Here is a 13,568-nt window from a genome sequence, read left to right on the forward strand (position 1 = left end):
GAAGGAGGGCAGCATGGCCGTCTTGGCAGACAAAATCGCCGTGGTCACCGGAGGCAGCACCGGCATCGGATTCGCGACCGCGCGCGCGTTCCGCGACGAGGGCGCCAAGGTCTTCATCACCGGCCGCCGCAAGGACGCGCTCGACGCCGCGGTCGCCGAACTCGGGCCTGCCGTGACGGGCGTGGTCTGTGACGTTTCGGTGCTCGAGGACCTCGACGCGTTGTACCGAACCGTGCGCGAGCAGGCCGGTCGCATCGACGTGCTGGTCGCCAACGCAGGCATCGGCATCTCGGCTCCCCTCGGCGAGGTGACGGAGGAGCTGATCGACTCGGTGTTCGCCACCAACGTCAAGGGAACGATCTTCACCCTGCAGCAAGCGCTGCCGCTGCTGAGCCCGAACGCCTCGGTGATCCTCACCGGTTCGACCGCCACCACCCGGCCCGGCCAGGGACTCGAGGTCTACGCGGCATCGAAGGCCGCGATCCGCAACCTCGCCCGGGGCTGGGCGCTCAGCTCGCGCACGCACGGGTTCCGGGTCAACGTCGTGTCCCCCGGCGGCACGCGCACGCCCGGTCTTCTCGAACTGGTCCCGTCCGAGGCGCTCAAGCAGTCCGAAGGCGCGATACCGCTGGGTCGCCTCGCCGAACCCGCGGAGATCGCCGCCGTGACGACGTTCCTTGCCTCGGATGCGTCCAGCTATGTCAATGGCGCCGAGTTCTTTGCCGACGGGGGTTACGCGCAGGTGTGAGCACCCGCGAGAACATCACGGGGACAGAGCGAGAACTCGGTGCCTGGCAAGGAAAGCAGCGGGCGTCGACCGCTGCCGGAGCCGAACCGCCCGGTCTTGCCGAGTGCGGCAGGAAAGCAGGCTCCGTGCGAGCGCGGGTTTGGTGGGAACTCTGCAAGGCTCGGCGATGAAAGCCAAACCACCGAGCGTTCGAGTGCTGCACGCACGTGGCCGTGCGCGAGCGTTTGTCAGCGGACGCGCGGCGAGAATTCCGCGAAATCGGGCAGCACAAGGCCAAGCCGCCGGTCTTAATGGGTGCTGCGGGTGCCCTCGGCTGTGCGCGTGCGCAGGTCGACGGAAAGACGGCGAGAACTCCGGCAGCGAAAGCCACCGGTCTTGCCGAGCGATGCGAGCACCCCGGCTGCACACGCTCGGCAGAACGGCGGTGTGAACTCGGCGGGATCCGGCGGCGAAAGCCAATCCGCCCGATCCCGCCGAGCGCTGCACGCACCCGGCCGCACACGAGCGCGGTCACCGCACGACCGGGATGAGCTCCGCAACGTCCGGCAGCAGCGACACCCCGCCGCGCACGAGCGCGGATCACCGCACGCGCAGCGTGAACTCTGCAAGGCCTGGCGGCGGCACCCCGGGGCGCGCGAGCGCGGATCACCGCACGCGCGACGTGAACTCCCCAAGGCCCAGCAGCGGAGGTGCCCTGCCGCGCACGAGCGCCGATCACCGCACGCGCGACGTGAACTCCCCAAGGCCCAGCAGCGGAGGTGCCCTGCCGCGCACGAGCGCCGATCACCGCACGCGCGACGTGAACTCCCCAAGGCCCAGCAGCGGAGGTGCCCTGCCGCGCACGAGCGCCGATCACCGCACGCGCAACGTGAACTCCGCAAGGCCCGGCGGCGGCACCCCGGGGTGCGCGAGCGCGGATCACCGCACGCGCGGCGTGAACTCCGCGAGATCCGGCAGCGGCGGCACCTCCCGGGCATACATGTCCGCCGCCAGCACGCCGGTGGTGACCCGGGTGGCGGTGCGGCGGCCGAGTTCGTCGAGGATTTCCTGTTCGGTCCGGCCGCGGGCGAGCAGGAGCAGGAACGGGTCCGCGTCGAGCAGCCACGCGACCTGGAACGACAGGGCGGCGGCGTGCCGGCACGGGAGTTCCCAGCCGGGGCAGTCGCAGTCCGGGTCGAGGTCGCCGATGCCGGGCAGCAGCGGGACGACCTCGGCCAGTTCCGGCGGCAGGTGCCGGTCGAGCAGTGCGGCTAGGTGGCCGGAGTGGTCGGCGGCGCGGTCGAGCAGCAGTTCCCAGTCCGTTGTGGACAGTTCGGCCAGGTGCACGCCGGTGCGGTACGGGCCGTCGTCGGCGTCCTCGGTGGTCGCGGTGATCAGGCCGGGGCTGACCGTGATCGGGCCGACCAGGCCCGCGGCGGCGTAGCTTCGGCCTTTCTTCAGCTGCCGCAGGTCGAGCGCGGTGTCCTCCATCGCCTGCAGCCACGCGCGGCCCCACCAGGTGCGGGCGAACGGGCCGCGGCCGGGGCGGGCGGGGAACGCGGGGAATCCGCGGACCCGGTCGGTCATCGCTGCCTCCGGAGGGTGACGAGCTCGGCCAGTTCGGCGTCGGTGAGTTCGGTGAGCGCGGCCTCGCCCGAGGCGAGCACCGCGTCGGCGAGCGCGCGTTTCTCCCGCAGCATCACCGCGATCCGGTCCTCGACGGTGCCTTCCGCGACCAAACGGTGGACCTGCACCGGCCGCGTCTGCCCGATCCGGTACGCGCGGTCGGTCGCCTGGTCCTCGACCGCCGGGTTCCACCATCGGTCGTAGTGCACGACGTGGTCGGCCCGCGTGAGGGTGAGCCCGGTGCCCGCGGCCTTGAGCGACAACAGGAACACCGGCACGTCGCCGTTCTGGAAACCGCGGACCAGCTCCTCGCGCCGCGCGACCGGGGTGCCGCCGTGCAGCAGCTGCGAGGGGACGCCCCGTGCGGCGAGGTGCCGTTCGAGCAGCCGCGCCATCACGACGTACTGGGTGAACACCAGCACCGCGCCGTCCTCGGCGAGGATCGTGTCGAGCAGTTCGTCGAGCAGCTCGAGCTTGCCGGACCGCCCGGCGAGCGGGCTGTTCTCGGGCTCGCCGAGGAACTGCGCGGGATGGTTGCAGATCTGCTTGAGCGCGGTGAGCAGCTTGACCACGCGGCCGCGGCGGGCCATGCCGTCGCTCGCGGAGATGTCCGCCATCAGCTCGCGCACGGTCGCCTCGTACAGCGCGGCCTGCTCGGCGGTGAGCGACACCGGCCGATCGGTCTCGGTCTTGGCGGGCAGCTCGGGCGCGATGCCCGGGTCGGATTTGCGGCGGCGCAACAGGAACGGCCGCAGCAGCCGCGACAACTGCTCGGCGACCGCCGGATCGGCCCCGGATTCGACCGGCTTCCCCCAGCGCCTGCGGAAATCGGCGAGCGGGCCGAGCAGGCCGGGAGTGGTCCAGTCGAGGATCGCCCACAGTTCGGTGAGAGTGTTCTCCACCGGCGTGCCGGTGAGCGCGACCTTCGCCGCGGAAGGCAGCAGCCGCAGCGCTTTCGCCGTGTCGGAACGGTGGTTCTTCACGTGCTGGGCCTCGTCGGCGACCAGCAGATCCCAGCTCACCCCGGCCAGCGGCGCGGGATCGGTGCGCAGCGTGCCGTAGGTGGTGAGGACGAACCCGCCGCCGAGATCGTCCAGCGACCGCGCTGTGCCGTGGAACCGCCGCACCGGCGTCCCGGGCGCGAACCGGCGGATCTCGGTTTCCCACGTGCCCAGCAGCGAAGCCGGGCACACGACCAGCGTCGGACCGGCGCCGCGGTGCAGGTGCAGGGCGATGAGCGTGACGGTTTTGCCGAGCCCCATGTCGTCGGCGAGACAGCAGCCGAGGCCGAGGCCGGTGACGGTGTCGAGCCACTGCAGGCCGCGCAGCTGGTAGTCGCGCAGGGTCGCGGCCAGCCCGGCCGGCTGCGGCACGGGCACGGGGTCGGCCGACAGCCGCTCGCGCAGCTCCTCCAGCCACCCGTCGGTGCGGACCTCCACCTGCTCGCCGTCGACCTCGGTGCGCCCGGTGAGCGCGACGCCCAGCGCCTCGATCGCGGTGAGCGGCTTGAGCGTGCGGTCCCGGGCGCGGTCCGCGGTCGTGCGGTCCAGCAGCACCCACCGGTCCCGCAGCCGGACGACCGGACGCTGGGCCTCGGCGAGCGCGTCGAGTTCCGCGACGCTCAGCTCGCTGTCGCCGAGCGCGAGCTGCCAGTCGAACTGCAGCACCCGGTCGCCGCCGAAGAACGACCGCGCGTCCGACGGCGCGTCGCCCGGCCGGACGACCGCTCGCGCGGCCAGCCCGGTGAGCTCCGCGGGCCAGTGGACCGCCAGCTCCGCGGCGTCGAGCGCGCCGGCGAGCAGTTCGGCGATCTCGCGGTCTCCCAGCGCGACCGACGACGGCACCGCCGCCGACAGCAGCGGAGCCAGCGCGGGCCACACCTCGGCTCCGTGCCGCAAGGCCAGCAGGACCTCGTGCCGCGCCTCCTGGCTGCCCGTGCGCCACAGTTCTTCCGCGTCCACCAGCGGTTCGGTCCCGCCGTGCACCTGGACGACCGCGCGGAACCGGCCGCCCGCCAGGTCGTCGGACTCGATCCGCAGCGACACCCGCAGCGCGGGCTCCACTCCGGCGACGTCGCCGAGGAACCGCATCAGCAGCGGATACGGCTCCGGCAACCGCGCCGGGTCGCCTGGGATCGGCGTCGCGTGCGCGTGCGGCGGCATCGCATCGGCGAGCCGGCGCAGCCAAGCTTCCTCGTCGGGGTCGAGCGCCCCGGTCCACCCGGCCGACGCGAGCCGTTCCGCGGCCTCGGCGGCCAGCGCCCAGAACCTCGCCGACGGACCGGCCAGCGTCCGCAGCACGGGCACCGCGTCCGCGGTCGGCAACCGCAGCGCGGGCACCGTGCGCACCCCGTCCGGCAGCACGACCTCGACGGTCCCGGGCGCCCCGGGACCGTCCGGCTCCGCGCCGTCCGGTCTCCAGAACACGACCCGGCCCGGCTCCACCACTACTGAATTCAGCGCTCCGCCCTCCCCTGGCTGGCCTCTCCGGGATAGTCTACCGGAAAACTCTGTACTGCGTACAAGGAGCGAAATGGACACCGAGGAACCGGGCGATCCGCGGCGGGCCATCGAACTGCTGTGGGGCGTGCCCGGCCCCCCGCGCCGCGGCCCGAAGCCGAAGCTGTCGGTCGAGCACGTGGTGTCCGCCGGGATCCGGGTCGCGGACGCGGAAGGACTGGACGCGGTCACCATGCGCCGGATCGCCGACGAACTCGGCGTCGCCACGATGTCGCTCTACACCTACGTGCCCGGCCGCGACGAGCTGCTGGAGCTGATGCTCGACCACGCGCACGGCGAGCTCCCGGGCGAACTGCCGGAGGGCTGGCGGGCCGGGCTCGCCGCGGTCGCCGAGGACCTGTGGCGGCTCTACCACCGGCATCCGTGGCTGCTGGAGATCCGCGTCGGCCGCCCGACGCTGGGCCCGCACACCTTCGCCAAATACGAGCGCGAACTCGCCGCGATGGACGAACTCGACCTCGACGACGTCCAGCTCGACGCGATCGTCAGCCTGCTCAACGGACTGGTCGCCGGCGCGGCGCGCGGTTCGGTGGACGCGACCCGCGCCGCCCGGCGCAGCGGGTTGAGCGACGTCGACTGGTGGAATCGTTCCGCGCCGGTGCTGGCGGAAATCCCGGCGGCCGATCCGGTGCACTTCCCGCGCGCGAGCCGGGTCGGCACCACCGCGGGACTGACCTACGGCGGATCTTCGGATCCCGAGCACCATTTCCGGTTCGGGCTCGAGCGCATCCTCGACGGGATCGGCCAGCTCGCCGGAGCCTGACCGCGCGAAATTGTCGGTGCCCCGGTTTACCGTTCGGAGAGTGCCGGCGGAACCCGTTCGCCGGCCCGCATAGGGAGGGGCACGCAGTGACCGGGCAGCACGACGCGGCCGAAGCCGCGGTCGCGCAGGCGTTCCGCGACGAGTGGAGCTCCGTCGTGGCCACGCTCATCCGCGTCACTGGCGACTGGGACCTGGCCGAGGAATGCGCCCAGGACGCGTTCGCGCTCGCCGTGCGCACCTGGCCGCGCGACGGCGTGCCGGACCGCCCCGGAGCGTGGCTCACCACCGCCGCCCGCAACCGTGCCGTCGACCGGCTCCGCCGCGCGTCGGCGGGAGCGGACAAACTCCGGGAGGCCGCGCTGCTGACCGTCCCGGACGAACCGGCAGCCGTCCACAGTGGACAGAACATGGTGGAAGACGACCGGCTCCGGCTCATCTTCACCTGCTGCCATCCCGCGCTCGCGTTCGAAGCGCAGGTGGCGCTCGCGCTGCGCACGCTCGTCGGGCTCAGCACCGCCGAGATCGCCCGCGCGTTCCTCGTGTCCGAGTCGACGATGTCGCAGCGCCTCGTCCGGGTGAAACGCAAGATCCGCGCCGCCGGGATCCCGTACCGGGTGCCGCCCGCGCACCTGCTGCCCGAGCGCACCGCCGCGGTGCTCGGCGTGCTGTACCTGCTGTTCAACGAGGGGTACTCGGCCAGCGAAGGCGACGACCTCCAGCGTCCCGATCTGGCGGTCGAAGCGATCCGGCTGGCCCGGCTGCTGCATTCCCTGATGCCGGACGAATCCGAGGCCACCGGCCTGCTCGCGCTGCTCCTGCTCCAACACGCCCGCCGCGGCACGCGGAACAGCCCCGACGGCGAATTGATCCCGCTCGAGGAACAAGACCGCAGCCAGTGGGACACCGCTGCGATCGCCGAAGGCACCGCGCTGCTGGAAAGTGCGTTGCGACGGCGCAGCCCTGGGCCGTACCAAGTGCAGGCCGCGATCGCCGCGTGCCACGCCAGTGCCGCGCGCGCCGAAGACACCGACTGGGCGCAGATCGCCGGGCTGTATCTCCAACTGCGGCGTTACCGGCCGGGTCCGGTGGTCGAACTGAACCGTGCGGTCGCGGTCGGCATGGCCGTCGGACCGGAAGCCGGGCTCGCCCTCGCCGACCGGCTGGCCGAGGACTTGGCGGGCTACCACCTGCTGCCCGCCACCCGCGCGGACTTCCTCCGCAGGCTCGGCCGCACCGAAGAAGCCCAGGTCGCGTACGCCGAAGCGCTCGCCTTGGCCCCCACCGGAGCCGAACGCGGCTACCTCCGGAGAAGACTTTCGGAAATTTCTTCGCCGGAGGTGTCTGTCTCCGCCTCGTCCGTTCGTCGGGAGGGCAGAACCGACTCCGGAAGGACAGTCATGATCACCAAGACCCTCAGCGCACCCGGCGCGCAGATCCACTACGACGTCGCCGGATCCGGGCCGCTGCTGCTCCTGGTGCCCGGCGGGCCCGCGGACGCCACCGGGTTCGCCGCGCTGCGCCCGTGCCTCTCCGACCGCTACACCGTCGTCACCTTCGACCCGCGCGGGATCTCCCGCAGCCGCACCACCGATCTCGACGACGACCTGGTCGGCCAGCACGCCGAGGACGTCCAGCGGTTGCTCGCCGAACTCGACGCCGGGCCGGTCTCGGTGCTGGCCAACAGCGGCGGCGCGATCACCATGCTCGAACACGCCACGCGCTACCCGGGCGCGGTCCGGACGCTCGTCGCGCACGAACCGCCGGTCAGCCGCTACCTCGGCGACCTGCTGGCCGATTTCCCGGACATCCCGGGGATCTACCGGGAGCAGGGCGTCGACGCGGCGATCGGAGCGTTCATGGCCGCCAGCGGCTTCGAGATCCCGCCGCCGCCCGAGCACCCCACCGCCGAGGAAATCGAGCAGGGCAAGCAGATGCGCGGCAACTTCGAGGTGTTCTTCGGCAAGCTGATGGGCGCCATCGGCGCGTGGGAACCCGATCTCGAAGCGCTCGCCGCCGCGGACACCCGGATCGTCGTCGCGGTCGGCGAGGCGGTCGGGACCCCGGCGTACGAGGCGGGTGTCGGCCTGGCCCGGGCGCTGGGCAGCGAGCCGGTCCAGTTCCCGGGCGACCACGGCGGTTTCGCCGCCGAACCCGAGGCGTTCGCCGCCCGCCTCGCCGAAACCCTCAACGAGGAGAACTGATGCGCTACCTGCTGATGATCGCCGGCTCCGAAGAGCCGACCCCTGAACAGCTCGCGATCGGCTGCGGCGGCTGGTCCGAGGACCTGCTGCAGCGCGGCATCCTCGTCGGCGGCGGCGGACTGCACCCGCCCGCGACAGCCACCACGGTCCGCGTGCGCGACGGCGAGGTCCTGCTCACCGACGGGCCGTTCGCCGAGACCAAAGACCAGATCGGCGGCTACGCCGTGCTCGAATGCGCCGACCTCGACGAGGCCGTCGACCACGCGTCCCGGCACCCGGCCGCGACCTACGGCACCATCGAAGTACGCCCGCTGCTCGGCTGACTCCCGCACCCGCTCCCGGAAAGGAACCCCTCTTGCCCTCCATTGTGGACAGAAACGAACAGCGCTACGTCGGCTACCGCGCGACCGTCGGCCCCGACGGCATGGCCGAGGTCGCGCACCGGATCGCCGCGGTCATCGGCGCCCTCGCCGAACGCGGCCTCGAACCCGCCTGCGCGCCGTTCTTCCGGTACCTGGTGCTCGGCGCGGACATGGAGACCGTCACCGTCGAGGTCGGCGTGCCGGTCACCGAACCGCTCGACCTCGGCGAGGAGTACTTCAACGACGTCCTGCCCGCCGGGAAATACGCACAGGCCACCCACCACGGAGCGCCCAGCGGTCTGTTCGCCGCCACCGCCGACCTGCTCGCCTGGGGCGAAAAGGAGGACGTGCGCTGGGACCGCACCGTCGAGGCCGACGGCGAGCACTGGGTCGCGCGGCTCGAGATCTACCGCACCAACCCGCAGATCGAGCCGGACGCGAACAACTGGGACACCGACCTCTGCTTCCGGCTCGCCGACTGACCTCCCCGGTGTCCCGGGGTCACGCGCCCCGGGACACCACCGCACCGACCAGGCACCCGAATCCGGCCGCGGACAGCACCGTCCGCACCAGGTTCCAGCGCACCCACGGGTCCTCGAACTGGGCCCGCAGCGCGGCGAAATCGACCGTGTCCGCGGCGAGGGCGTTGTTCATCGGCACGTTGATCGCGCCGGTCACCACCACCATCGCCACCAGCAGCGCGGCGCCCGCGATGAGCCAGGGCAACCCGCCTCGCGCGCCGCTGGTGAAGTGCAGCACCACGGCCGCGACGGCGAGCAGCGGCGCGCCCAGGAACGACAGCATGAACCAGCCGTTGAGGATCGCCTCGTTGATCCGGCGCATCGCGGTCACGAACGTGTGGTCGTCGGCATGGGCGAGGCCCGGCATCACCGACACCGTGTACGCGTAGAACAACCCCGCGATCAAGCCAGCCGCGACCACCGCCGCCACGAGCGCCGCCTTGGAAACGATCACCATCGCCTTGCCTTTCGTCTTGTCCCCCAACGCACCCCAGTCAACCCGCAGACCGCGAGACGATCCATCGGTTATCCGCTCGGAGCCATGCGTCATCGTCTCGCTAGGAGACCTCCATGCAGCACTCGCTCCCCAACGGCGTCACGCTCGGAGCCGAGCACTTCGGCGACCCCGCCGCGCCACTGGTCCTGCTCGCCGGCGGCACCACGATGCTGTCCTGGCCCGACGCCGTGTGCGAAGCCCTTGCCCGCGGCGGACGGCACGTCGTGCGCTACGACCTCCGCGACGCAGGCGCCTCGACCACGATCGACCCGAACGCCCCCGCCTACACCCTGCGCGACCTCGCCGCCGACGCCGCCGCGCTCGCCCGCGAACTCGACGACCGGCCCGCCCACCTGGCCGGCATCGGCGTCGGCGGGATGGTCGCCCAAGTCGCCGCCCTCGACCACCCCGAGGCCTTCTCCGCCCTCACGCTCTGCGGAACGCGCCCCGTCGCCCCCGGTCCCGTCGACGCGGACCTGCCCGATCACGACAAGAAAGCCATGCGCGAACTGTTCTCGCTGCCGATGCCGGACTGGTCGGACCGCGCCGCCGTCGCCGACCGGGCCGCCGCCAGCGCCAAAGTCCTCGGCAACGACCCCGACACGGCCCGAACCGTGGCGGCCCGCATCTTCGACCGTGCGGCCAGCGCGGAGCCCGCCGTGCAGATGGCCAACCACCTCGGCATGGTGTTTTCCAAACTGGACTGCACGCCGCGCTGGCGCGAACGCCTGCCGGAAATCACGCTCCCGACGGTGGTCCTGCACGGCCGCCGGGACGTGTTCTTCCCGGTGGGCAACGGCGAAGCGCTCGCCCGCGAGATCCCCGGCGCACGGCTGGTCGTCCTGGAAGACGCCGCGAGCGCGATTCCGGACGCGGCCGCCGAAGAGGTCGCCGCAGCGATGCTCGCCGCCTGACGCCGAGCGCCGGACTGATTCCCAGCCACATCCGCGCCAGCTTGACGGTTGCCCGGCACTGCGATCGCGGAGCATCGCGGGATTTCCTTGACAGCGCGGAAATAGCGGACTTGCTCGACACCTGGCCAGCGCTCGGGATGGCGGTGGGTGCGGCCGGGGATGAGGAAACAATCGACCTCGTCGACACTCGGGCAGCGCTTGGTACGGCTGTCTGCGCCGTCGGGAGGCGGAAACAGCCCGACTGCGACGGCCGTCTGCGCGGCCGGAGGGGGAATAGCGGACTTCCTCGACACTGGGCTGCGCTCACTACGGCGGTCTGTGCAGCCGGGGGACGCAACCGACACTGGGCCAGCGCCCGCAGCGGCTGTCGGCGCGGCTGGGAACCGGAAACTAGCGGGCTTCCTCGCCCCTGTCCCACCGCCCGCAACGCCGCGGCCGGTGAGCCGGAATAGCGGACTTGCTCGACACCGGGCCAGCGCTCGGACGGCGATCTGCCCGGCCGGGCAGAAGAAAGCGCGCCGCGGCAAGGGAACCCCCGAAAACACGAAGCTTTCCCTTGCCGCGGCGCTAGTCTCGGCCAGGTGGACCCGCTCACCGCGTTGCTCGAAGGACCCCGTGCGCACGGCGCGTTCCTGCTCCGATCTGTGCTGCGCCCGCCGTGGTCGTTGCGGATCGAGGACGAAGCGCCGCTGACCGTGCTCGCCGTGGTCCGCGGCGACGCCTGGCTCGTGCCCGACAACGCCGAAGCCGTCCGGCTGGGCACCGGTGACGTGGCCGTCGTCCGGGGGCCCGATCCGTACCTCGTGGCCGACGATCCGGGGACGCCGCCGCAGGCCGTGATCCGTCCGGGGCAGGAGTGCGTCACGCCCGACGGCGGGCATCTCACCGATCTGACCGAGTTCGGCGTCCGCACCTGGGGCGGCGACCCCGACTGTCCGACCGTGCTGCTCACCGGCACCTACCCGACGGTCGGCGAGGTCTCGCGCCGTCTGCTCGCGGCCGTGCCGAGCGTCGTCACCGCCCGCGCCGGGACCAGTCCGGATCCGCTCGTCGCGATGCTCGCCGACGAAATCGAACGCGACGTCCCTGGGCAGGAAGCCGTCCTGGACCGGGTCCTGGACCTCCTGCTCGTCCGCGTCCTGCGGGAATGGCTCGACCGTCCGGCCGCGCCCGCCTGGTACCGCGCGCACGGCGACCCGGTGGCCGGGCAGGCCCTGCGGCTGCTGCAGGACCAGCCCGAGCATCCGTGGACCGTCGCCGGTCTCGCGAGCGCGACCGGCGTTTCCCGCGCCGCGCTCGCCAGGCGGTTCACCGACGCGGTCGGCGAACCGCCGATGACCTACCTCGCCACCTGGCGGCTCGCCCTCGCCGCCGACCTCCTGCGCCAGCACCCGGACGCGACGCTCACCTCCATCGCCCGGCAAGTCGGCTACCGCAGCCCCTTCACGCTGAGCGCCGCGTTCAAACGGGAGTACGGGCGCAGCCCGCAGCACTACCGGCTGCGCGAACCTGCCTGAAGCGTCAGTCCTCCTCCCCGAACATCTTCGCGAACAGGTGCCGCACCTTCTCCGCCGCGCCGTCGGACAGGAACAGCTCCAGGTTGTCCGCCGACATCCGCGCCGCCGGCTCCGCGCGTTCGAGCATGACCTGCTCGAACTTCCGCACATCGCCGCCTTCAGCGAGAACCAGCGCGAGCTCGGCGCCGTCGCGCATCGCGAGGTTCGCGCCCTGTCCGGCGAACGGCGACATCAGGTGCGCAGCGTCTCCGATCAGCGTCACGCCAGGCGTGTTCTCCCATCGCACCCCGACCGGCAGCGCGGTCAACGGATACGCGAGCAGCGGCCCGGACGTGGCATCCACCAGCGCCAGGAACTCCGCCGGCCACCCGGCGTAGAGCTCCTTCAGCGCGGCGCGAGCGCGATCCGGGTCGTCGAACGGGATCCCCGACGACTCCATCCAGTCCTCGCTGCACCGCAGCGTCAGATGGACCCGGATGGTGCCGTCTCCGTTGCGCTGCGCGGAAAGCGTCTGCTGATCCCCAATCGCGGAGAAGCTGCCGCGCCCGACGAGCGCCGAAGCAGCCGGGTGCGCCCGGTCCGCGTCGTGGATGACCAGCTCCATCCCGTGCGCGCCGCAGTACGCCGGTTCCGCGTCGGTGAGCAGCGGCCGGATCCTCGACCGGGCGCCGTCCGCGCCGATCAGGAAATCGCAGTCCAGGGTTTCGCCGCCGGACACGTGGACGCGGTGGCGTCCGTCGCCGAGCGGCTCCGCGTGCGTCACCGCGTGTCCCCAGTGGACAGTCTCTTCCGGAAGCGCGTCGAGCAGCAGTTTCCGCAGCGCGGGCCGGTCCGCCTCGGGACGGCCCCAGCGTTCTTCCCCCTCGTCCGGGGTGACCTCCCGCCGCAGCAAGGTTCCCGCGGAGTCGTACAGGACCATGTCCTGGCCCTCCGGACGGGCGATCGCGCGGTAACCGGCCTCCAGTCCGGCCTCGCGCAGCGCCCACTGACCCTCGGCGACGGTCAGGTCGAGCGTGCCGCCTTGGACTCGCGCTTCCCTGCTGGCATCGCGTTCGCAGACCACGGCGTCGATCCCGTGCGCGTGCAGCACCCGCGCACACGTCAGCCCGCCGAGCCCGCCCCCGGCGATCACGATTCGCATGATGACATCCCCTCGATACACTGTATTGACCAAATACACCGTATCGGAACCGCCCCGGTACTGTCACCCGAAAAGGAGCGAGCATGGACGAACTGGTGTGGGAACGGCCCGAACCGCCGGCGCGCGCGGCGCCGGCGCCGTTGAGCCGCGCCCGCATCGTCGAGACCGCCTGCGCGCTCGCCGACGAAGGCGGACTGGAAGCGGTGTCGCTGCGCAAAGTCGCCGCCGCGCTCGGCGCCGGGCCGATGCGGCTCTACGGCTACCTCGACACCAAAGAAGAACTGCTCGACCTGATGACCGACGCCGTCTACGGCGAGATCCCGCTGCCCGACCCGGACACCGAAGGCGTGGCCGCGCTGCGCGCGCTCGCCCACGGCTGCCGCGCCGCCGTCCAGCGGCACGAATGGTTCGCGGACCTGATCGGCGGACGCCCCGGCCTCGGCCCGAACGCGCTCGCGTACCTGGAGGCATCGCTCGCCGCCGCGGCCGGTCCGGGCCCGATCGAGGACGCCATGATCACGGTCTTCACCGTGCACTCCTACGTCACCGGTGCGGTCCGCAGCGAGATCCGCGAACGGCGGCTCATCAGCGACACCGGCCTCGACGAGGAAGGCTGGCACCGTGCCGCCGCGCCGTATCTGAAGCGGATGTTCGACACCGGCCGCTACCCCACCCTCTTCCGCACCGCCCGCGACGCCGTGCACCCGGACGGCGACGCCGTCTTCGCCGCCGGCCTCGAGCGCGTGCTTGCCGGACTCGCCCTCGGCTAGTTACCGCTTAA

General features: G+C 72.2%; 11 protein-coding genes and 2 pseudogenes. 9 read left to right on the top strand and 4 right to left on the bottom strand.

Annotated elements, in window-relative coordinates:
* Window positions 1-13: 13 nt before the first annotated feature.
* On the top strand, window positions 14-748 hold the full coding sequence (locus tag EIZ44_RS09515; protein ID WP_134728312.1) for an SDR family NAD(P)-dependent oxidoreductase: 735 nt from the start codon (window positions 14-16) through the stop codon (window positions 746-748).
* A 918-nt stretch (window positions 749-1,666) separates the two neighbouring features.
* Here EIZ44_RS09515 and EIZ44_RS09520 read toward each other — a convergent pair.
* The gene (locus tag EIZ44_RS09520) at window positions 1,667-2,314 is read right to left on the bottom strand and encodes an SWIM zinc finger family protein (RefSeq protein ID WP_037806151.1); all 648 of its coding nucleotides are present in this window, start codon (window positions 2,312-2,314) and stop codon (window positions 1,667-1,669) included.
* A complete protein-coding gene (locus EIZ44_RS09525) occupies window positions 2,311-4,779 on the bottom strand; it encodes a DEAD/DEAH box helicase (RefSeq protein ID WP_240691258.1) in 2,469 nt (822 codons plus the stop codon). Before EIZ44_RS09525 ends, EIZ44_RS09520 begins: the two co-directional genes overlap by 4 nt.
* A 106-nt stretch (window positions 4,780-4,885) precedes the next feature.
* Between EIZ44_RS09525 and EIZ44_RS09530 the strand changes: the two genes are divergently transcribed.
* The 5 genes and pseudogenes from EIZ44_RS09530 to EIZ44_RS09550 all read left to right on the top strand — a co-directional run bounded on the left by EIZ44_RS09530 (window position 4,886) and on the right by EIZ44_RS09550 (window position 8,680).
* A complete protein-coding gene (locus EIZ44_RS09530; protein ID WP_134728313.1) occupies window positions 4,886-5,635 on the top strand; it encodes a TetR/AcrR family transcriptional regulator in 750 nt (249 codons plus the stop codon).
* Between the two features lie 86 nt (window positions 5,636-5,721).
* Window positions 5,722-6,963, top strand: a pseudogene (locus EIZ44_RS09535) (RNA polymerase sigma factor); the annotation flags it as partial.
* A 144-nt stretch (window positions 6,964-7,107) separates the two neighbouring features.
* Window positions 7,108-7,836: pseudogene (locus tag EIZ44_RS09540) on the top strand (alpha/beta fold hydrolase); the annotation flags it as partial.
* Window positions 7,836-8,159 (top strand): YciI family protein, encoded by a 324-nt coding sequence (locus EIZ44_RS09545; protein ID WP_037806147.1) that lies wholly within the window; start codon window positions 7,836-7,838, stop codon window positions 8,157-8,159. The pseudogene EIZ44_RS09540 and the gene EIZ44_RS09545, both read left to right, overlap by 1 nt.
* A 32-nt stretch (window positions 8,160-8,191) precedes the next feature.
* Window positions 8,192-8,680: a GyrI-like domain-containing protein gene (locus EIZ44_RS09550; protein ID WP_167754070.1), complete on the top strand. Its 489-nt coding sequence runs from the start codon at window positions 8,192-8,194 to the stop codon at window positions 8,678-8,680.
* A gap of 19 nt (window positions 8,681-8,699) precedes the next feature.
* Here EIZ44_RS09550 and EIZ44_RS09555 read toward each other — a convergent pair whose 3' ends face one another.
* On the bottom strand, window positions 8,700-9,176 hold the full coding sequence (locus tag EIZ44_RS09555; protein ID WP_037806143.1) for an anthrone oxygenase family protein: 477 nt from the start codon (window positions 9,174-9,176) through the stop codon (window positions 8,700-8,702).
* Between the two features lie 113 nt (window positions 9,177-9,289).
* Here EIZ44_RS09555 and EIZ44_RS09560 point away from each other — a divergent pair, with 113 nt between their 5' ends.
* Window positions 9,290-10,129 (top strand): alpha/beta fold hydrolase, encoded by an 840-nt coding sequence (locus EIZ44_RS09560; RefSeq protein WP_134728314.1) that lies wholly within the window; start codon window positions 9,290-9,292, stop codon window positions 10,127-10,129.
* A gap of 581 nt (window positions 10,130-10,710) precedes the next feature.
* Window positions 10,711-11,646: an AraC family transcriptional regulator gene (locus tag EIZ44_RS09565; protein WP_134728315.1), complete on the top strand. Its 936-nt coding sequence runs from the start codon at window positions 10,711-10,713 to the stop codon at window positions 11,644-11,646.
* A gap of 4 nt (window positions 11,647-11,650) precedes the next feature.
* On the opposite strand, the gene EIZ44_RS09570 is transcribed toward EIZ44_RS09565, so the two are convergent.
* Window positions 11,651-12,787, bottom strand: coding sequence for an FAD-dependent oxidoreductase (locus EIZ44_RS09570; RefSeq protein WP_134728316.1), 1,137 nt, complete (start codon window positions 12,785-12,787; stop codon window positions 11,651-11,653).
* Between the two features lie 83 nt (window positions 12,788-12,870).
* Between EIZ44_RS09570 and EIZ44_RS09575 the strand changes: the two genes are divergently transcribed.
* A complete protein-coding gene (locus EIZ44_RS09575) occupies window positions 12,871-13,557 on the top strand; it encodes a TetR/AcrR family transcriptional regulator (RefSeq protein WP_134728317.1) in 687 nt (228 codons plus the stop codon).
* The last annotated feature ends 11 nt before the right edge of the window (window positions 13,558-13,568 follow it).

Origin of the sequence: Amycolatopsis nivea (genome assembly GCF_004522235.1) — a bacterium.
Taxonomy (GTDB): Bacteria; Actinomycetota; Actinomycetes; order Mycobacteriales; family Pseudonocardiaceae; genus Amycolatopsis; species Amycolatopsis nivea.

Bases quoted from the DNA above. Each gene is read 5' to 3' on its own strand.
- EIZ44_RS09570 (WP_134728316.1), bottom strand. From the start codon at position 12,787: ATGCGAATCGTGATCGCCGGGGGCGGGCTCGGCGGGCTGACGTGTGCG.
- EIZ44_RS09520 (WP_037806151.1), bottom strand. From the start codon at position 2,314: ATGACCGACCGGGTCCGCGGATTCCCCGCGTTCCCCGCCCGCCCCGGC.
- EIZ44_RS09555 (WP_037806143.1), bottom strand. From the start codon at position 9,176: ATGGTGATCGTTTCCAAGGCGGCGCTCGTGGCGGCGGTGGTCGCGGCT.
- EIZ44_RS09515 (WP_134728312.1), top strand. From the start codon at position 14: ATGGCCGTCTTGGCAGACAAAATCGCCGTGGTCACCGGAGGCAGCACC.
- EIZ44_RS09560 (WP_134728314.1), top strand. From the start codon at position 9,290: ATGCAGCACTCGCTCCCCAACGGCGTCACGCTCGGAGCCGAGCACTTC.
- EIZ44_RS09530 (WP_134728313.1), top strand. From the start codon at position 4,886: ATGGACACCGAGGAACCGGGCGATCCGCGGCGGGCCATCGAACTGCTG.
- EIZ44_RS09575 (WP_134728317.1), top strand. From the start codon at position 12,871: ATGGACGAACTGGTGTGGGAACGGCCCGAACCGCCGGCGCGCGCGGCG.
- EIZ44_RS09545 (WP_037806147.1), top strand. From the start codon at position 7,836: ATGCGCTACCTGCTGATGATCGCCGGCTCCGAAGAGCCGACCCCTGAA.